This is a genomic window from Fructilactobacillus florum DSM 22689 = JCM 16035 (assembly GCF_001436645.1).
GTDB lineage: Bacteria > Bacillota > Bacilli > Lactobacillales > Lactobacillaceae > Fructilactobacillus > Fructilactobacillus florum.
Map to the genome: position 1 here is coordinate 87,023 of NZ_AYZI01000006.1, position 20,195 is coordinate 107,217.

Annotated in this window: 18 protein-coding genes and 1 riboswitch; of the genes, 8 read left to right on the forward strand and 10 right to left on the reverse strand. The window is 40.4% G+C overall.

Going from position 1 to position 20,195, the window contains the following annotated elements; translation table 11 throughout:
- Nucleotides 1-708 (forward strand): AzlC family ABC transporter permease, encoded by a 708-nt coding sequence (locus FC87_RS04430; protein ID WP_035421772.1) that lies wholly within the window; start codon nucleotides 1-3, stop codon nucleotides 706-708.
- A complete protein-coding gene (locus FC87_RS04435; RefSeq protein WP_009166455.1) occupies nucleotides 695-1,024 on the forward strand; it encodes an AzlD domain-containing protein in 330 nt (109 codons plus the stop codon). The genes FC87_RS04430 and FC87_RS04435 overlap by 14 nt, the downstream gene beginning before the upstream one ends.
- 64 nt (nucleotides 1,025-1,088) lie before the next feature.
- Here the strand turns inward: FC87_RS04435 and FC87_RS04440 are convergent, their stop codons facing one another.
- From FC87_RS04440 to FC87_RS04450, 3 genes are all read right to left on the reverse strand, one after another.
- Nucleotides 1,089-2,975, reverse strand: coding sequence for an acyltransferase family protein (locus tag FC87_RS04440; protein ID WP_056961731.1), 1,887 nt, complete (start codon nucleotides 2,973-2,975; stop codon nucleotides 1,089-1,091).
- Nucleotides 2,976-3,211: 236 nt separating this feature from the next.
- The gene (locus FC87_RS04445; RefSeq protein ID WP_009166457.1) at nucleotides 3,212-4,180 is read right to left on the reverse strand and encodes an AEC family transporter; all 969 of its coding nucleotides are present in this window, start codon (nucleotides 4,178-4,180) and stop codon (nucleotides 3,212-3,214) included.
- Nucleotides 4,181-4,310: 130 nt separating this feature from the next.
- Entirely contained in the window at nucleotides 4,311-4,910 is a 600-nt protein-coding gene (locus FC87_RS04450) for a nitroreductase family protein (RefSeq protein WP_035421767.1), read from the reverse strand.
- A 188-nt stretch (nucleotides 4,911-5,098) separates the two neighbouring features.
- Between FC87_RS04450 and FC87_RS04455 the strand changes: the two genes are divergently transcribed.
- On the forward strand, nucleotides 5,099-5,878 hold the full coding sequence (locus FC87_RS04455; protein ID WP_051393794.1) for a DUF4097 family beta strand repeat-containing protein: 780 nt from the start codon (nucleotides 5,099-5,101) through the stop codon (nucleotides 5,876-5,878).
- A 42-nt stretch (nucleotides 5,879-5,920) separates the two neighbouring features.
- Here FC87_RS04455 and FC87_RS04460 read toward each other — a convergent pair whose 3' ends face one another.
- Together FC87_RS04460 and FC87_RS04465 are read right to left on the reverse strand one after the other, a co-directional pair.
- Nucleotides 5,921-7,258: a serine hydrolase gene (locus tag FC87_RS04460; RefSeq protein WP_035421765.1), complete on the reverse strand. Its 1,338-nt coding sequence runs from the start codon at nucleotides 7,256-7,258 to the stop codon at nucleotides 5,921-5,923.
- 227 nt (nucleotides 7,259-7,485) lie between these two features.
- Entirely contained in the window at nucleotides 7,486-8,505 is a 1,020-nt protein-coding gene (locus tag FC87_RS04465) for an acyltransferase (protein WP_035421764.1), read from the reverse strand.
- Nucleotides 8,506-8,652: 147 nt separating this feature from the next.
- Between FC87_RS04465 and FC87_RS04470 the strand changes: the two genes are divergently transcribed.
- Nucleotides 8,653-10,416: a glucosaminidase domain-containing protein gene (locus tag FC87_RS04470; RefSeq protein ID WP_056961734.1), complete on the forward strand. Its 1,764-nt coding sequence runs from the start codon at nucleotides 8,653-8,655 to the stop codon at nucleotides 10,414-10,416.
- 156 nt (nucleotides 10,417-10,572) lie between these two features.
- Here FC87_RS04470 and FC87_RS04475 read toward each other — a convergent pair whose 3' ends face one another.
- From FC87_RS04475 to FC87_RS04485, 4 genes are all read right to left on the reverse strand, one after another.
- On the reverse strand, nucleotides 10,573-11,175 hold the full coding sequence (locus FC87_RS04475) for a L,D-transpeptidase (RefSeq protein ID WP_051393802.1): 603 nt from the start codon (nucleotides 11,173-11,175) through the stop codon (nucleotides 10,573-10,575).
- Between the two features lie 216 nt (nucleotides 11,176-11,391).
- Nucleotides 11,392-11,568: a hypothetical protein gene (locus FC87_RS06935; RefSeq protein ID WP_155830453.1), complete on the reverse strand. Its 177-nt coding sequence runs from the start codon at nucleotides 11,566-11,568 to the stop codon at nucleotides 11,392-11,394.
- A gap of 11 nt (nucleotides 11,569-11,579) precedes the next feature.
- Entirely contained in the window at nucleotides 11,580-12,104 is a 525-nt protein-coding gene (locus FC87_RS04480; RefSeq protein WP_009166462.1) for a GNAT family N-acetyltransferase, read from the reverse strand.
- Nucleotides 12,105-12,218: 114 nt separating this feature from the next.
- A complete protein-coding gene (locus tag FC87_RS04485) occupies nucleotides 12,219-13,400 on the reverse strand; it encodes a thiolase family protein (protein ID WP_035421905.1) in 1,182 nt (393 codons plus the stop codon).
- A gap of 89 nt (nucleotides 13,401-13,489) precedes the next feature.
- On the opposite strand from FC87_RS04485, the gene FC87_RS04490 reads away from it, so the two are divergent.
- From FC87_RS04490 to ppk1, 4 genes are all read left to right on the forward strand, one after another.
- On the forward strand, nucleotides 13,490-14,023 hold the full coding sequence (locus FC87_RS04490) for a hypothetical protein (RefSeq protein WP_035421903.1): 534 nt from the start codon (nucleotides 13,490-13,492) through the stop codon (nucleotides 14,021-14,023).
- Between the two features lie 125 nt (nucleotides 14,024-14,148).
- Entirely contained in the window at nucleotides 14,149-15,618 is a 1,470-nt protein-coding gene (locus FC87_RS04495) for an APC family permease (RefSeq protein WP_404825385.1), read from the forward strand.
- 113 nt (nucleotides 15,619-15,731) lie between these two features.
- Nucleotides 15,732-17,120: a DUF2252 domain-containing protein gene (locus FC87_RS04500; RefSeq protein WP_035421898.1), complete on the forward strand. Its 1,389-nt coding sequence runs from the start codon at nucleotides 15,732-15,734 to the stop codon at nucleotides 17,118-17,120.
- Nucleotides 17,110-19,224, forward strand: coding sequence for a polyphosphate kinase 1 (ppk1, locus tag FC87_RS04505; protein ID WP_035421896.1), 2,115 nt, complete (start codon nucleotides 17,110-17,112; stop codon nucleotides 19,222-19,224). Before FC87_RS04500 ends, ppk1 begins: the two co-directional genes overlap by 11 nt.
- Nucleotides 19,225-19,318: 94 nt before the next feature.
- Here the strand turns inward: ppk1 and FC87_RS04510 are convergent, their stop codons facing one another.
- Nucleotides 19,319-19,858, reverse strand: a complete 540-nt coding sequence (locus FC87_RS04510; protein ID WP_056961735.1) for a folate family ECF transporter S component — start codon at nucleotides 19,856-19,858, stop codon at nucleotides 19,319-19,321.
- 42 nt (nucleotides 19,859-19,900) lie between these two features.
- Nucleotides 19,901-19,996, reverse strand: a riboswitch (THF riboswitch).
- Between the last annotated feature and the right edge of the window lie 199 nt (nucleotides 19,997-20,195).

Below are 20,195 nucleotides of genomic sequence, written 5' to 3' on the forward strand. Positions count from 1 at the left end.
GTGAATAGCAGTTTAACTGCCAAAACAGGAATGAAGGATACGATTCCCACCCTTGCTGGGTACATTGGAGTTGGTTTAGCTTTTGGAGTAGTAGCGAAGGCAGCTGGTTTGAGTGTATTTGTGATTATTTTAATGTCAGTGGTTACTTACTCAGGAGCTGCGCAGTTTGTGATTGTTAGTATGCTGCTGGCCGGGAGCACCTTTTTTGCAATTTTAACGTCCGTTTTTTTATTATCAACACGGATGTTTTTGATGGGCATGACAGTCGCTCCCTTTTTAAACCAGGAATCAATGACGAGAAATATTATCTTAGGATCTCTATTGACCGATGAAACCTTTGCATTGAGTATGAATAAATTAAACTATACGAACCGAACCTTGTCATTTCCATGGCTTAATGCGGCTAATCTGTTAGCATATAGTACTTGGATTGTTGCTTCGGGGTTTGGCGGAGCATTGGGAAGCTTGATTCCAAACCCCAGCCAGTTCGGAATGGATTTTGCTTTCTTGGCGATGTTTATTGGGCTCTTATATTTGCAAGTGGCGGCTGATCGAACGATTAGTTTAACGCTACAATTGATTATGATTTTAATTGTTTTGGGGCTAGTTTATGTTGGTTTGATTTTGATTCCCAGTAACTTATTATTAATCATCGTGACCTTAATCGGTTGCGGAATGGGGGTGGCTTTAAAGCATGCCTTCTTTTAATTTTTTATTGTTAGTGATACTGGGGTGTGGAGCGGTAACTCTATTAACTCGAGTGATCCCATTTATCATCTTAAAAAAGATTAACTTGCCACTTGGAGTTGTTCAATTTTTGAGCTTTGTTCCAATTGTAATTATGGCAACGCTTTGGTTTGAGGGGCTGTTTATTCAACATTTAGGTCATTTGCCAACCATCAACTGGCTTAATGTTGCTGCTTCGGTTCCAACGGTTATTTCTGCAGTGATTAGCAAAAACCTCTTGGTAATTGTGATTGTTGGCATGATTTCTTTGGCACTTTTACGGGTGCTGTTGTCCTAGTGCTGATTGAAATGGCCAAAATAAAAACCAGTTGATTTAGATTTATTTCTAAATCAGCTGGTTTTTATTTTTGAGCTGGTTTTAAAACATTTTTAGCAATAAAACTCGCATATTTGCTAGATCCAGATTGCGTGGGGTGGGTTTGATCGGAAGCGAGTAAGCCGGAATGATGACTAATGTATTCATTCCAATTAATAATTCGGAGATTGCGATATTGTTTTTCTGCAGCAGCTAGCTGCATATTGACAGAATTTTGCCATGGCTGGGTGGGAACGTGGACGTTAATCCAAAATACCTGACGCTTATCTCCGATAATTTGCATGATCTCATTGATCGTATCAGCGGTCACGTTACCGTTGGTACCTAATCCAATGATTACATTTTTACCAAGGAGACCACGATCTGACAAGCTTTTAATTGTTGGAATACCAGCTTCTGCTTGACGAGCGACCTGGGCATCAATGTAGAGTTTTGGGAAGATGGCCTGCAAATCATCACGACCAGCTAGCATCACCGAATCTCCAATTGCACTGCCGGAAAGATTTTGCGCTACAGTTAGTTGTTTTGCTGTCAATCCATTTTTCTTAACGGCTTGTTGGTCTCGTTTTGATCGTTGAACGGCCTTCCCCTTTTTTATCTTTTGGGCGAGTGCTTGATTATGTTGTTTTTCGACATTAGCATTTTTTTGAATTCTTTGGGCTAGTTGGGAATGGTTAGCCTGCTTAGGATTAATGGTGGTAGACTGGACAATTCCAAAGAGACCGATGATGGCGATGATACTCAGAATTAAACTTTGCCAAGTTAGCCGGGGGAGCAACTTGAGAAGTTGAGAAAACCAGCGCTGATAGTCATAATGACTGAAGGGAACTTGAACAAAGCGATACGACAATTCTGAGATGCTGATAATTAACAGCAATTCGATTAGAGCATAGCTAATGGGATGGTTGGCAACGTTCTTAAACCGAGCTGTAAAGAAGACAAACACGGGTAGTTGATAAACGTAAATTTCATAGCTACGCGAACCAAGCCAATTGAAAACGGGATTAGTTAAGAACCGATTCCAGTGACTAGTGTTAGCTATAACAGCCCACATTAACAGCACGGTAAAAATTGAAAATAGCAACATCCCACCATGGTATAGAAAGGCGGACTGGGCATGAACCGTCAAACCTAGAATTAGCATACCGCTTAGCCCAATGAGACCGACAATATCAAAGAAAAGCACTTGGTGTTGTTCAAAGTGCTGAAGTTTCCGCTTGCTGGGCCAAACCATTGCTAATGCGGCACCTAAGAGAAGAGAGAACATCCGAGTATCAGTTCCATAATAAATTCGACTAGGATCAGTTCCTGGTTTGAAAAGCAAGGCCATCAAAATAACGGAGATAATTGATATTCCGATGGTAATCAAGAGAAGTCCGCGATAAGGGCTGTGATGCGGTCGAGAAGATCCTGATAACGATAATCCTAAAATTACAATTAGGGGCCAGACAAGGTAAAATTGACCCTCGATGGAAAGCGTCCACAGATGAGTAAAGGGAGACTGAGTGCCAGCGAATTGCTGAAAATATGACTGTCCGTTGGCGATTTCGTACCAATTGTAAACATAGCTGAGGTTGGTAACGACGCTTTGCCACAGATTTGCTAGCAAGTTTGACTGAAAAATAGTGATGAAAGTGGCTGTCAGCAGTAACATTACTATCAGAGTTGGATAAAGCTTCTTAAGCCGCTTGTACCAAAAATGGCCATAACGAAATTTTCCCGTGGTTTCATATTCATGAAGCAAGTGATCGGTAACCAAATAACCAGATAGGGTCATAAAGACGGGAACTCCTAGGTAACCGCCACTAAAGATGGTTGGATTTAAGTGGTAAAGAATGACGCCAATAACTGCTAACGCCCGCATTCCAGTAAATCCGGTAATGAATCGATTTTTTGAAAGCTTAGGTTCCATGATTGAAAATCCTCAATAGTTAGAATTATGTAATCGTAAAAATTTGATTGCAAGTTGCTTTAATCACATCTAATTATACGATATTTATTGGTCTGTACGGGGGAGTGGAGTTAAATCTAAGGGAAAAATAAATAACCGTTCTTTCTGATTGATGATATGGGGATTTTCATCCAGTTAAATGGCAACAATTAAAAAAAGGACCACTGCAACTAAGCAGTGGTCCTTTTTTGCTAGATTTAAATAAAATTAATGATAACCATGATGATGGGAACAACGACAATGAAGAGTACGGAAGACGTAACCACAATGTTTGTGGCAAATTTGACATCACCATGATAAGTGTCAGCGAGAATGGGAAGCACGGAAAGTGCTGGAGTAGCTGACTGGATAATGAGAGTTTTCTGGAAGGTACTAAGCATTTGGATACCAAAGACTTTTAGTCCAATTAAAATGATAATTCCCATGATGATGGGAGAAATAACGAATCTCCCTAGTAAGGTCAGTACCACATCTCGATCCAGCCGCATATTTTTAAGTCCAAAGCTACGGAGCATAATTCCAATATAGATTAATGCTAGTGGAGTTACTAGCCCTCCAATACTAGTTAAGGTACTGGTAACAAAGTGGGGTAATTGAGTAGCCGCTTGTGGCCAAAAGAAAATAAACGGCAATGCAACAATGAATCCCCAGAGTGGCACTGGTAGCAAGTGGTGCCAGTCGAATTTGACTTTTTGATTGGTGGGATCATCAGCAGCAATGATCCAGACGCCAACGGTCCAGATCACGATTGTATTGACGATGTAATAGACCAATAAATATGGGACAGATGGTTCTCCAAACAGTGCGACGTTCAAGGGTAGCCCAATGAAAACGGTGTTAGCCCCGTTAATGGCAGTCATCATTAGACCTCGACGTCCAGGTTTTACCTTGAATAATTTAGTTTCGAGCCAAGCTAAGAGATAGCCAATAATAATGGCTAAAATGACGTAGATTAAACCAGTTGAAAGAGTCGCTAACTGAGCTGGTTTGAACTTTTCCAGCATGGCCATGAAAATGGAAGCTGGTAGAGCAATGTTCATAATTAGTTTGGAAAGAGCTCCTGAAAACTTATCATCAAACCAACCCTTGCCCTGGCAGATATAACCAATGACAATCATAATCATGATTGAGAGTACACTTTGAATCGATGTCCAAAAAATTGTCATAATTTTGCTTCCTAATAGTTAAATTATTCCCGTTATTTTATTGGGAACAAATTTAGTTTACCACAAATAAACGAAGCAATTGTCATTTAGCTTTAGCACGTGGAATATTTATTTAAAAAGCAAATTTGGACTATTTGATGAGCCGAAAGCGTTGATTATCAGCAACATAATCCTTCGTAGCAGCAGGGGCTTCAATCGAGCCAAATGGCATTTCTGCCCGAAGCCGCCAATTTTTCGGAATTTCAAATTCACGTTGCACTGCTTCGTCGATCAGTGGATTATAGTGCTGATTGGAAGCACCGATTCCCATCTCCGCTAGTGCCATCCAAACCGCATAGTCGGCAATGCCTAGTCCCTGTTCGGACCAGTCATAAAAGTTCTCTGCATAGTTAGGGACGTCCGCTTCCAGTTTCTTGATCACGTCAGTATCTGTAAAGAGCATTACGGTGCCAAATCCAGATTTAAACGAGTTGTTGATTTTGTCGGACGTTTTTTGGAAAGCTGCTTCACTTTTTGCAATTGCATGTAGTTGCTCTAAAGTGATTTCCCATAGTTTCTGGTGAGCAGTACCGGTTAGAACAACTGCTCTAACTGATTGCGAATTAAAACTGGTAGGGGCCTCACGGACGGCCTTTTTAACAACATTGAAGATTTCTTCGGGGGTTTGAGATAACTTGTTTCCAAGGGCATAGATCGAACGGCGCTGTTGTTGTAATTCATAAAAATTCATTGGTAAGACTCCTTTAGATGGTTAAATTTGTTTCTAAGCCATTGTAACTGGTTTATCTTTGAAAATGCATGTGATTTGCTTACTTTTTATAAGTTGTGTAATTTGGTGCGCTTTTAGGTGCAATTGAAATGATGGTAATGTAAAATAGACACGTGTCTATTTTTTGTTGATGAAAGGATGAGGTTTTAATGAAAAAACATGGAATTTGTAGTAAAGCTGGTTTGGTTGCGATCGGGGTAGGGCTATTTATGTTGCTGACCTTCGGACAATCATCAAGCGCTTCTGCTAAAACAACGCAACAATCGGTGGCGTCCTTTAACAAGGTAAAGGTTAATCTAGTTAGTAATGATTTAAAAATAACTACCGGGGATCATTTTAGTGTTAAGACTACTAATGACAAACGCTTGAAACCACGGATTGAAGTTAAGGATGGAACTTTGCAAATTAAAGCTTCCAAGAAGCAAGCACAGGCTAACCAGCACAATAAGTGGGCTACTGTGGAGATTACGTTGCCAAAGGGTCAGCAATTAGAAAATTTGGAGTATCAAAACGTTAATGGCGATCTATATGTCGATCAACAAGAGATTGATAAAGCCAATCTTGAGTCTAATACTGGTTCGGTAAAAATCAAACGAAGTACTATCAATCAGGGGTCGACCGTTAGCTTGGATAATGGGGGTTTGACGATCACTAAGGGTCGCTTAGAAGGAGGAGTCTTTAACCTTAAAAATGGTAATTTGCAGATGCATAATGTGAGTCAGCGAGGGACTACTAAAATATCCAATAAAAATGGTGATAATGAAGTTATTGGGGCAAATCGTAAATCCGGGTATGCTTTGAAAACTAACAATGGTACGAACAAGTTATTTAAAAAGACTACCGATGATCATCAGCTGACCCAGAAATCGAAAAATAGCAATCAATTGAGTTTGACAAACGAAAATGGTGATAACACTATCAAGGAATAATAATCAAAAAAGCAGCCCACCGGATAGGTAGGGCTGCTTTTTTTATGAGCGATTTAGATGACGATGGCGATATTTCCAGAATTGGTAAAGTAGCCAGCCGAGCAAGCAAACTAATAACAGTAGTTCCAAAAAGCCAAGCAACATTTTAGAAATATTGACCGGGTTACTAGTTACAAAAACAACATTTGTAGTTAGTTGATTATGTGGTAGTAGGGGGAAAGGAGGTTGATTTTTAATCAGTAATTTACCAATAATCTGATTTTTAAGAATGGGTGCTAATGGGGTTTGAAAAATCTTGCCATGTTCATTAGTAACAAAATCTGTTTTTAATTTGTCTCCGACGGGCAACCAATATGTTTTGGATTCGGCTGGTTTAATTGCTGTGGTGGTTTTTTTCCCGTTGGGGATGTTGATACTTTTGGTCGGTAGAGCATTCCTACTCGCCGAATGGGGTTGTAATTTTTGTTTAATTTGTTGCAGTAAACGCTCGGTTTGTGAGAACCGTTCTCCTTTCGGTGCATCTAAGATTACCGTAATAATTCGAGTTTGTTTTTGGGCTCCTGTACTAACAAGACTTTCACCAGTGGCATTAGTACCAGTCTTGAGTCCATCGATTTTAAACGGTTGACTGCTTCCAATTAGTTTATTTGTATTTTGATAATTTTGAGTCTCCCAGTGAAGTTGGGGTTGGTTAGTAATTTGGAGAACCTGGGGATATTTTTTTATAAGTTGTTGGCTTAGAATAGCCATTCCAGTTGCCGACATCTGATTAGTAGTCGTTGGTTTTAACTTAGGATTGCTTAGTGAACCAAGCTCTTGATTGTTTAGACCACAAGCATTGTAAAGTTTAGCGTCTTTGATTCCCAATTTTTGAGTAGTTCGTTGCATCAGCTTGGCAAAATTATTGGAATTACCAGCGATCCGATTGCCGAGCGCCATCGCAGCGGCATTTGCTGAACAAATCAAGCTGGCATTTAAAAGGTCTCGGACGGGATAACTTTTCCCAGCTTGCAGTGGGACGTTGGTAAAGTTTGTATTTTGACTCAGCTGAGCCTCTGCCGGCGAGATTTTTACGGGAGTGTCCCAGTGTAAATGTTGGTGCTGAATTTCATTTAAGACAATGTAGGTTGTAACTAACTTGCTAAGCGAAGCAATTGGAACGAGATGGTCTGGGACTTTTTGGTAAATAATTTGACCACTAGTGGCATCGATAGCGAGGGCACTTTTGGCAGTGATACTTGCATCCTGCGCAAGCACCGGATTAGCCGGTTGGGCATGAGAAATAATAACGTTGGTTGTACTAATTGCCACTATCGTGGTTAGCAAACAAATAAAAACATGAGTTAGGGAAAACTTTTTAATGAAGACCAAAGCAATCATTCCTTTACAGTAAAATTTAAGGACGAATTATTAATTTACTATGTATGTAATAATGCTAATAATTAGATAACACCTATAACATTAGCATAGGGGTAGTTTTTGGTAAAGGGTCTCAGGTTTACTTAGGTTAAATCCAACTAGAAAAAAGTCCCGATCCTTAATCCTAACGTATCCAGGATTAAGGATCGGGACCAAACCGTGTAAATGTAAGTTATATTAATAATTTACTAGGGTAAAATAAAACGCAACCATTTAAATTTTTTGGCGTTATAAATTAACAAGGCACAGATAATATAAGTAATTACTGGCATGATCCAAACATAGCTAAAACTGGTATAGCTGACCTTGAAAATCTTCTCAAAAAGATGATAGAACAACGGATGTAAAATGTAGATTCCAAGACTAGTTGAAGCTAGTTTGGCAACGAAAGTAGCATGCTTATTAAGAAAATCACTCTTTTCTGCGCCTTTTTTGATAATTAAATAGATCCCCGTTGCGTAAAAGAATATGAACAACCCATTTCCGGCGAGTTTACCAAAATTCAAAAGATTCAAACAAATCGATATTAACAGCGCAGTTATACCCGCTCCCATTAAAATTCGTTGAAAATTTTCAGAGAAGTAGTTCGCTTTAATTAGGTAACCTAAAATGAAAAAACTAACGAACGAAGATGCGATTGGATTGATCTGGACGCCGTTTTCACCACCAATTAACTTGATTTTAAAAAGGGTGGCAATAAAGGGATACAGATAGCCACCAACGAAACCTAAGCCAGCTAGGTAGCATAATATTTTTTTGTGGTTATCTGCAAGAATGGCTAAGACGGGGGTAAGTAAGTATAGCAAGATGATGGCATAAAAGAACCAGAAAATATTTATAATATTGTTATTCAAAAAGCTAACGATAAAGTCACTGATACTGGGATTGTGGTGTGGAATTGGACCAGGAAAAGCAGTTTCTCTGATGTCATATAGATACCACAAAATGCTCCATGCAACTAGAGGAATCCCGACGCGTTTCCAGCGTTTGATTAGGAAAGTCTTGGTAGAATACTTTTGTCGATAGTCTAACAGCATTGCTCCGGAATTCATGAAAAATAGATAAACCGCTGGAATAAAGATCAATTGGATGATCCCATTTTTCAAGACCTGTCCATTAGTGTAAGAATACTGGGATGAATGTAGCATTAAAACAGAAAAAATTGCAATAATGTTAATAACATCGATGTAAATGATTCTTTTTTTCATTATAAGTTCCTATTTGTTGGTATTTTAATATAGTTTTAATACAACTGTAACAATCGCTTGTTAACAGTATATTATGATGTAAATTGTATAGAAAATATCAAAATTGTCAACTTAATAAATTACAATGTTAGCCAAATGGAGGCGTTTATGTTTTCTGATAATCGGGAAAAGAAGACAAGGTTCAAGATGTATAAAGCTGGTAAAGTATGGGTAGTTGCAGGAGCTACCTTTGTGACACTACTGGGGCTAGGAAATTTGGCTAGTCATGCTGATGATAGCAACCCAACTAATAAGATACAGCCAGCTCAAGTCACGACGCCGAAAGGTGAAGCGGTTGCGTCCAATCAGCCAGCGACTGCGCAAGTAGTTTCTGAACAGCAGTCCACTTCATCTACGTCCAAGCAAACTTCGGACGATTTAGCTAGCCAGACTAGTGCACCAGCTGAACAAAAAACGCCGGAATCACCTGCACCTGAGCAGACCACACCTCAGAATGATGATTCTCAACCGACAGCTAATAACGAAAAAAATGAGCAACAGGATCAGAATAATGATCGATCTCAAAATAACAGTGTTGAAAAAAATAGTTCTGATGCAAATAGCCATGAGCAACCGGTGGCTAAGCAAGATGATGATCAAGCCGGAGAGCAATCTGCTCAAGAAACAAACCAACCTAGCTCTTCTGATTCTCAGCAACCAACGACAAATGAGCAGTCAGAACAAGCTAAACCAGAGGTAGCTGCTGAAAAAGTAATTCCAGATGGCTGGAATAGTGATCATACTATGTACGCCCAAAATGGTCAGTATTTGAGTGGAGTTCACTACATTACGCCTGACAATACTTACTTTGCTTTTGACGCTCAGACTCATCAAATGGTGCGCAATGCCTACATTGAATCACAGTGGGGCATGTGGTACATGTTCGGTGGTGACGGTCGGATTGCGACCCGAGTAACACCGTACATGGGGACGTATTACTACTTTGATCCTAGTACGTATCTCCGAGTTGATAATGCCTACGTGGAGTCACAGTGGGGCATGTGGTACATGTTCGGTGGTGACGGTCGGATTGCGACCCGAGTAACGCCGTACATGGGGACGTATTACTACTTTGATCCTAGTACGTATCTTCGAGTTGATAATGCCTACGTGGAATCACAGTGGGGCATGTGGTACATGTTCGGTGGTGACGGTCGGATTGCAACTCGAGTAACACCGTACATGGGAACGTATTATTACTTTGATCCTAGTACGTATCTTCGGGTTGATAATAACTACGTGGAATCACAGTGGGGCATGTGGTACATGTTCGGCGATGATGGTCGGATTGTAACGGGACTTCGTGACTGGTTTGGCTCAACGTATTATTTTGATCCAAGCACCTATTTAAAAGTAACGAATGACGTTGTTAATGTTGGCAACAATACCGTTGCTTACTTTAACGACTGGGGACAACTAGCTTACAAAACCTCTAATTCGTTTATTGGGTCGTTACTAAGCGGAGCCATTCAAACGTGGAAACAATATGGGATTTTGCCAAGTCTATCGATTGCACAAGCAATTTGTGAGAGTAGTTGGGGTAATGCTGCTCCAGGCAATAATCTTTTTGGAATCAAAGGTTCATATAATGGAATGTCCCAACTTTTGTGGACTTGGGAAGTTTATAATGGGCGTTCCGTTCACATTCAAGACTGGTTTAGAGCTTATCCTAGTTTGGCCGAAAGTATTCAAGATCATGGACGTTTTCTCTATGTAAACTCGCGGTATTCGAACCTACTATGGAATCGAAACTATGTTGATGTTTGTTATAAGATTAAACAAGATGGTTATGCAACATCACCAACTTATGCTACTACTTTGATTAATATCATTGAGTACAACGGTCTAAACTGGATTGACCAAGCACTTTAATTTAAAACCCAGGCAGTTATCAGTAATGATAACTGCCTGGGTTTTTTAATGGTTTATTATACTAGTTTTTTTAGTTGTTTTTTCACCAGCATCAAGCAAAAACAGTAGTTACTCGTGGCCGATGAAAAGGTTGGCAAGTAATTTATATTAGATTAATTACAGTGGTTTAATAATGACAGGAGTTCCAATTTTATTTTTTTGGGAAAAAGTTTTATAAAAGTAAATATTATCGGGGAGACTCATCTGAATGCAGCCATGTGAATTTAACTTGCCAAGGTTTCCCTGACGACTCATAATAGGTTGGTTTTGTGGGTTCATCACAACTGAATGAAAGAGGTAAACACCATTTCCTTTAAAGCTAATAAAGTTTCGAGCCCCCTCATCAATACCTGGCTTATTGTTGTAAAACCAGGTACCATGTTCAGGTTGAATGGCAAATTTACCGACTGGAGTCCTGGTGGTCTTTGTATCTTTCCCGGTAGAACAGAGAAATTGTTCAATTAGTTTATTTTTTTGATAGACATTGATAATTTGTTTTTTTTGATCAACAACGATTTTTAATTCAGTAGCTGGTACATTAGTTAGGTCGATATATTTCTTCCCGGTGGGCTTGGTCCAGTCGACGACCCTTTTACCATTTAGCTGGGTATGGCTTGGAGCAATTAGGGGTGGTCGCTTGCAAGCATCGGCTGGGACAGCTCCAATAACGATGCCTAATAACCCGACGATTAAAATTAAATATAGCTTTAATTTATGCACAGTGGTGCTCCCTTAGAAAATCAACAAAAACATTCACTAAATAATAACACATGTATTGAGTATATTGTACAACATCGAATTAAAATATGAAATAGTTTTTGTTAATAAATGTTTTATAAACACTTCAATTATTATTTTTAATTCTAAGCTTTATAATAGAACAACAAAAAACCACGCACTGAAAATTATTTCTGACGTGGTTTTAAAATTTTTTACTTATAATAAGACAATTAAGATGCCAAGCAGGATAAGATCTAGTCCAAAGAGAAGCCCGCTACGTAGTGAAAACAGCTGATTTTCATGCCAAATACTCCAAGCTAAGGCGCCACTGGCTGTAATGATGGCAACACTTACCATAATAATTAATTTAGCTAAAACAGCTGATGTTCCCATTGTGGACTCTCCTAATTAATTTCCATTTGATAGGCAAAACGATCGTCATCTTCAACTTTGGTGCAAATCACGCCCCGTTTTTCAAAGCCACTGCTAAGAATAACATGTTGCATTCCCTTGTTTTTGGGATGGGTATCGATGCGGACATCTTTAAAGCCTAACAAACTAGAAACCGTTAACAGACCACTGATTAATTTTCCAGAAAGACCCTGTCCGCGGTAGTCGTGAGAGACAGAAACACGGTGAATAGCCGAATAGTGAGCTTCAACACCATTTTTCCAAGTGCCTTCCTTCATATCTAAATAGTCAGGATCTAGACCGAGATGTAGTGTTGCAGAGCCAGCAACCGCACCGTCAACGTCGATTACATACGAGACACTATTATCAATATCCTTTTTGATATCTTCCGGTGAAGGATAAGCCCCTTGCCATTGGTTAATGCCTTGTTCTTTTAAATATCCCCGTCCAGCATCTATAATTTCACAAATTTTGGGAATATCCTTTTCGGTTGCCTTGCGAACGTAAACTCTCGTCATAATGTACACTTCCTAACTAGTTTAAATTAACAAATTTAAATTATAGCTAATTCCAGGTGGTTTTACAACAAGAAAGCTGTTTAGTTTTGGATGAAGTTCACTGCAAAGAATCAGCTAATCGGGTCGGTGGAGAGTCATGGCCATCCCCATGCCACCACCAATACAGAGCGTGGCTAAACCGCGCTTCTTCTGCGTGTTTTTTAGTGCATTAATTAGTGTAATAACAATTCTTGTTCCGGAGGCTCCGAGAGGGTGTCCAAGTGCTAAAGCCCCTCCATAAATGTTTAATCGGTCAAGATCCAGTTTCAATGCTTGGCAAACAGCAAGACTCTGGGATGCAAAGGCTTCATTTAACTCCACTAAGTCAAAGTCTGAAATAGTTTCATTAGTCTTTGCCAGTAGTTTTTGAACAGCATAGGTAGGCGCATAACCCATGATGGCTGGGTCACAACCAGCCTCGGCATAATCATCGAGAATCGCAAGGGGCTCAAGGCCAAGCTGGCTGGCTTTGGTAGCACTCATTAGGAGGATTGCTGCTGCGCCGTCATTGAGCCCAGCAGCATTGCCAGCGGTCACGGTTCCGCTGGTTTGAAAGACGGGTTTTAATTGTTGTAACTTTGTTAGACTAGTTTCGGGTCTAATTGCCTCATCAGTTGCAATAACTTGAGTTTGACCGTGGTGAGGGTTGGTAATCGGAACAATTTCATGCGAAAAAATTCCTGCACTATTTGCAGCAGCGGCTTTTTGTTGCGAAGAAAGCGCAAAGCGATCTTGAGCTGCTCGGTTAATTTGGAAACGCTGGGCAACTTGCTCGGCGGTTTGTCCCATCGGCTGGTTGGTTTGATAATCATTCAAACCATCACTTTCTAAGCTGTCTTCCAGTGTAAATCCGCCAAATTTATGACCCCCGCGGACGTGTCGGTTCAAGAAGGGAGCATTTGACATACTTTCAGTTCCACCGGCAATAACGACATCGCAGTCACCGCACTGAATAGCCATTTGTCCAAGTCGAATGGCCTTTAACCCCGAGCCACAAACTTGATTAATGGTAGCAGCGGTACTTTGGTTGGGGATTCCAGCCCCCAATTCAATTTGCCGGGCGACATTTTGACCACCACCAGCTTGAACAACGTTTCCAAAGATTACTTGATCAACGTGACGAGGGTCGAGCTTTGTTTCAGCAAGAATGGCTTTGACCGTGATTATTCCGAGTTCAACCGATGAAAAATCACGCAGTTGACCGTTGATTTTTCCAATGGGGGTGCGTCGTGCGCTGACGATTACAACTTTTTCCATGAAAAGACTCCTTTAAAATTTTTCCTGAGGTTCATTATACCGATAACTCGATTGATAGTATAATGATGCGAAAGAAAGGATTGATAACAATGGATCATGAACCCCAAATGCAACAAGTAGAACAAACCATCAATACCTGGCTGGCGGCGCTAGATCAAATGCCAGCTATGTTGCAACTGACGGCTACCCAATTACAGGATGTTCATGCGATTGTCGATAGCTTTAGTCAGATTACATTAGGAGGCTATCAGCGAAAACCAGCTACTTGGGATGATCAGCTAGTTGCAGATGTGATGTTTTCTCGCTTTGTTTTGGTAATGGAAGACGATGAAAAAACGGCAAAGCTGTACCAAATGATCCCTCAGGCACTAAAAAGTTTGTTCAGTTATTTAGGAAAACAGGGACTTTTACCAAATGCCCAACATTTGATTGATTGGGTTAACATCAATGCTCGGGGGCTTCAGGACCTTTCTAATCCACAGCTAGATCAATTTTATCGTGATTTAGTTGCCGCCATGCGACGTGAGGGAGTGGTTTTTTCTGACCGAGCAGCAGTACAGAGCTTTACGCAGCAATATTTGGAACAACACCCGCAAGCGGGAATTAAATTGGACCAGGAATGATTGACAGCAAATTTAAAATAATAGTGAAATAACTAAATTTTTTTGCTAAAATGATAAGAATAACTTAAGCACAAGGCTTCAATGCAAAGCTGCTGTAACTAAATTAGGGGAAAATGAGGTGATTCATTATCAAAGTACTAAGAAAAATGAATGAAAAGGTAGACTATCATTTCTATGTTAGCAAAGATCAGTCGTTGAAAAAAACTTTAACGGTTAGAGATTTGCTAGCTTTAGGGCTGGGAACGATTTTATCAACATCTATTTTTACCTTACCCGGGATTGTAGCGGCTAAGTACACAGGACCAGCCGTTGTAATTTCGTTTATCATCGCAGCAATTGTCGCTGGGTTAGTAGCGATGAACTATGCGGAAATGGCTTCAGCACTTCCGTTTGCTGGTTCAGCATATTCGTGGGTTTCGGTCTTATTTGGTAAATTTTGGGGCTGGATCGTTGGCTGGGCCCTGTTGGCAGAATATCTGATTGCAGTGGCCTTTGTGGCTTCTGGACTGTCTTCTAACTTGCAGGGATTGTTTGCTCCCTTAGGTTGGCGGCTACCAAATATGTTTGCTTTTGCGCTTGGAGTAAACGGGGGAGTGATTGATTTGTTGGCGGTGCTGGTAGTGGCACTGGTAGCTGGCATCCTGTTCTTGGGAGATACCAAGAGTTCTCAGGTTGCTAAGGTTTTGATCATTCTCAAATTATTAGCGATTATTACCTTCATTGTGGTAGGAGCAACTGCGATTAAGACGCAAAATTACGTTCCTTTTATACCGAAGGCTCGTCCTAACCCCGATGGCTCCATTTTTGGGGGCTGGCAGGGGATCTATGCTGGAGTTTCGACTATTTTTCTATCCTACATTGGGTTTGATTCGATTGCAGCTAACTCGGCCGAAGCAAAGAATCCGCAAAAAACGATGCCTCGAGGAATTATCGGGTCACTCTTACTAGCAACGGGTTTCTTTGTTGGAGTATCGCTGGTGCTGGTTGGAATGTTTAAATACACTAATTATGCTAACAACGCTGAACCAGTCGGCTGGGCTTTGCGTAATTCCGGACATTTGTGGGTTGCCACGGTCGTTCAAGCCGTGGCAGTGGTTGGAATGTTAGTGGCCTTGATTGGAATGATGATGGCTGGTTCCCGATTGATTTATTCCTTTGGTCGAGACCAGATGATTCCAACTAAAATTGGGAAATTGAATCGGCATAATTTACCCAGCAATGCCCTCTGGATTGTGACAATTTTTGGAATCTTACTGGGGGGGATCTTTCCTTTTACCTTTTTGGCCCAGTTGATTTCTGCAGGAACACTAATTTCTTTCATGGCGGTTTCACTGGCCATGTATCCGCTTCGTAATCGGGAAGGGCGCAATCTGCCGATAGCAAGTTACAAAGAACCATTTTTCCCAGTGCTGCCGATCCTTGGATTTCTAGGTTCACTAGCAATCTTTTTAGCGCTGAGTTTTGATGCAAAAATTTACTCGTTAGTCTGGTTTATCGTTGGAGTCATCATCTACTTTAGCTATGGCATTAGACATGCTGACTCGAAACTACCGCCAGCTGAAACGACGGGAAAGCAACGCAATGAAAATAGCTAAAAAAGAGCCCGCAACTAACGGGCTCTTTTGTTAGTTAATGGTTTGTATCGTGGTAATCAGGAATGTATAATAATGATAATTTATTGCACTTATGAAGGGATGGCAGACATTCAATGAGCAAGCCAATCATTGTTCCATACAATTTCACCCAAACAGACATCAATACGAAAACTGATAGTGAGCTAATCGAAGAAGGTCAGCGGTTGGGAATTGATGCCGATCAGGCAACTATTGAGCACTTTACAGCGCATCGACGTAATCTTAAAAAAATCATGGATGTTCGAAATTCGTTGCTGTATAAGCGATTATTGAAGGTTAAACGCCAGCGAATGAGTAAGTCTGCTTTTGCTTTTTTTCGGGGCACCGTTGATTTGATGAACTATGATTTCGATCAGCTCTATCAAAGTGATATCCGAGTTTTAATTGGTGGGGACGCGCACCTTGGGAACTTTGGGTACTACGGTTCTCCTGAGGGCCAATTGTTGTTTGATATGAATGATTTTGACGAGTCTCATGTGGGGCATTGGGAATATGATGTTAAACGTTTGCTGATTAGTGCGGTTTTAGTTGCAAAACAGCAAGGCTTTGATATTGAAAAACAGGTGTTGCCGCACCTAGCTGTGGTCATGAAAACATATCTAAATACGTTAATCCATTTGCATGAATTGCCAGCAATTGAAAGGTTTACCGCAACCAATACTATGGAAAACATTGCCGCGACCTTTGATGTTTTAAATGGAAATAAGGATGCTTTCGATGATTCCTACACTAAGTTAGTTAGCAAGACCGTTAAAAAGGCAATCGGGAGTAATTCGGACTATGCCGTAAAGAAATACACGGAGTTGGTAGATGGGAAACGCCGGTTTATTGAGAAGGAACCGGTTACGGTCCACGTGGGAGCCAAAACCTATGGTCGATTAGCTAACGGCTATTATCGCTATCGCGGCAAATCGCGTAGCGATGTTCGTGAATTTTTAAGTCAATTTCATATTGTTGATATTGTTAGACATGTGGTGGGGGTTGGAAGCGTCGGAACCTTGTGCTATTTGATTTTGTTAGAAAATCCGAATGGTGACTACCATGTTTTACAAGTAAAACAGGCGTTGCCAATTTATCAAAATTCAATGGTCTATGTTGACAAGAAACATTCCCCTGGGGAGGAAATTGTAAACTGTCAGCGTGTTCTCCAAAGTTCTTCTGATACATTTTTGGGCTATTTTGATACAAAGAAGTACAGTTACTACGTTCGTCAATTCAAAGATATGAAGGGCTCGGTCAAACTAGAAAAACTGGATTGGGGTGCCTTTTGCGATTATGTGTCCGTTTGTATGAGTTTGTTAGCACGTGCTCATAGTCAATCGCCGACCTATCCCATGATTATCGGTTATTTACAGAGTCACGACTGGATGCTGGCGGCATTTGGTAAATTTGCTAATAATTATGTCAATCAGGTAGAGTTGGATTACCAAACCTTTATTAAAGGGGAGCACGATGGAAAATAATCAAATTTACGAATCCAAATGTGATAATCGTGATCTTAGCTGGCTGTTATTTAATCGGCGCGTAATCGAATTAGCTAATGAGACCACGACGCCCTTGCTGGATCGACTTAACTTTTTGGCGATTGCTGCTAATAATCTTGACGAATTTTATAGTGTGCGAATTCCGAGTCTGCAGAGTCAGTTAGAACTTACTAATGATGAAATTGAGAAAAAGTCCGGATTACGTTACTCTAAGATTTTAAAAAAATTACGGCATCGAAATGCTAAAAATTTCAAATTGCAGTATCAATACTATCGCCAGCTTCGAGATCGACTCCATGATGATCAGCTTTGTGAACTTACCAGCTATGCCGCTTTAGACCCACATAGTCGCGCTAGAGCGGATCAGATTTTCGATCAGCGGATTTTGCCATTTTTGAGTTTTACTACGTACGTTGATAATTACAGTTTAAGTTATTTAAAAAACAAACGGATGGGTTTAGCCGTTTTACTCAAAACCAAAACCAAGCGTAAAATTAGACTAGTTCCGATTCCGGAAAATTTGCAACGGTTAGTGAAAATTACTGATCCAGCTGGAAGCAAAGAGATTTTGGTTGAAGATTTAATGCGGAATAATCTTGCCAACCTTTTTGATGATGGTCAAATTGAATCGATTTTAACTTTTCGCTTGGTTCGTGATCTGGATGCAACCCTAGATGTTGAAAAGGATCGAAATAATAAAGATACCATTAGAAATTTGCGACATTATCTCGCTGATCGAGAGAAGGGTCGCATTACCCTACTTGAAATAGAAGAGACGGCACAAACGAATCCGGAGTTCGTGAAAGAATTTGTAAAGAAATTTAAGGTTGCTAATCAAGCGGTTTATCAACTAGCTGGTCCGCTAGATTTAACCTTTTTATTTCCGTTGGTTAAAAGCTTAAAGGCACAACATCCAGGATTGGCATATCCCCCCGTTCATGGGCAAATATGGTCAGCTTCAACTTCGATTTTACGGTATTTGGATCAGCATGATTTATTATTACAGTATCCATATGATAGTTTTGATCAATTTTTAGAGTTTTTGCGGGCAGCAATTGCTGATCCGAAAACGGTGGCGATTAAGCAAACCATCTATCGGGTCGCTGAACATTCCCAAGTAATCGAATTATTAAAACGAGCCGCACAGCAGGGAATTCAGGTTACGGTTATGATTGAGCTGCGGGCGCGGTTTGATGAGGCTAACAACCTGAAAGTGACTGGCGAACTTGAAGATGCTGGCTGTAACGTAGTATTTGGCAAGAAATATATGAAAGTTCACAGTAAGACTTGTTTAGTCCTGACGAAGGATGGTTCCCAACCAGAAGGGTACGTGCAGATTGGGACTGGAAACTATAATGAAGAGACAGCGAAGGGATTTGTTGATCTCAGTTTATTTTCGAGTCGTGCGGAGTATGTTAGTGATTTAGCTGCATTTTTCAACTATTTGGAACAACCGGTGGCAGATCCACCTAAATACCAAGTACTAACAGCTTCACCACATCGAATTGAGGATATGGTTATCCAAAATATTCAAAAGGTTAAGGCACATTACTTAAAAACCGGTCATGGACATATCTTTTTAAAAGTGAACTCACTAACGGATGTTGATGTGATTGCTGCTATTTATGATGCTGCACAGGTCGGCTTGCCGTTTCGTTTGATTGTTAGAGGGGCTTGTTGTTTGCAGACAGGAGTTTGTGGACCTAAGGAACAAATAGTGGTTTCTAGTGTAGTTGGCCAGTTATTAGAGCATAGTCGCATATATGCCTTCTATGATGAAACAACTTCAGTTTGGCTGTCCTCTGCTGATCTAATGACTAGAAATATGGATAATCGTGTTGAATTGGCAGCTCCCGTTCCATCAGGACCATTGCAACAAAAATTAGAACAAATTATTCAGATTTATAGTGCTGATGATGTTGATGGATTTTTTATGAATGAAAAAGGACACTACTATAAATATGAAAGTCCCAAAGGAGAATCTGCCCAGCACTTCTTTTTACAAGCAGCATTACCCCAGGATTCGTTAACAGGGACGCATTGGTGGAACCGCTTAGGGAAACTATTTCACTTAGTTCGGTGAACCATAAGCAAAAAGCGCAGACGGCTAATAACCGGTTGCGCTTTTTGAATTAGGTTAAAATGATTGCCAGCGCGAATGACGGTCGCTCCGGTTGTTATTTGAAGACGTTTGGTTTTAAACGTTGCAAGGTTTGGTTATTTAGGAACCAATAGAGCAAGAAAGACTGGATTGGAAAAGAAATCAAGTTTTTTAAGCAACGGATCGGTAGAAAATAAAAAAAAGAAGTTTTAGCCAGTATAGCGACCCAGAGGGAATTCAGACCAATGTTGATAATCATAGCGATTATTAACGAAACAAAAATAGTTCGCTTCAGCGAAATGTTTTCTTGCTGGTAGAACCAGATACTGTACCAGAGAGCCGCCAGGACGGCTGAAATGGTAAAACCAATGAAGTAGGGCTGACCGCTGAGCATTGTTGAAATAAAATCGATAATGACAGCAACGCCCATTGACCAAAATGGACCATACCACTTGGCAATTAGAGCCACGATTAGAAATGAGAATGTAAATCTGACGTTACTGTTACCGATCGCAAATCGATCTAAGACCAACTCGGCTGCCATGAGCAACGCAAGATAGGTCATTCCACGGATACTTAGAGAGCGTAACCCCCATTTTTTGAAACCATTAAACATATTGACATCTCCTGACTGGAGCTGCCACCAAATGGTGAGATTAGTGGCGAATGCGGAACAAGCATCGCAAGCTGTGCTTTTCGTCCAGCGTTCACATTCCGTTCCGCTGGCACTTAACGCGCGAGTTCCTACCCCAAAAATTTTGTACCGAGTAAGTGTAACATGTTTAACCAAAAGATGATAATGTTACACGATTAGTTGACAGTACGTAATATTTTTCGTATAGTAGTTGATGTCTTAAAGTTTGTTATTCCTAATTGGCTAATATTTTTTGAGATAAGTAGTTGACGAATCTTCGCCAACCAGGTATACTAATAAAGTTGTCAAGCGATTGATA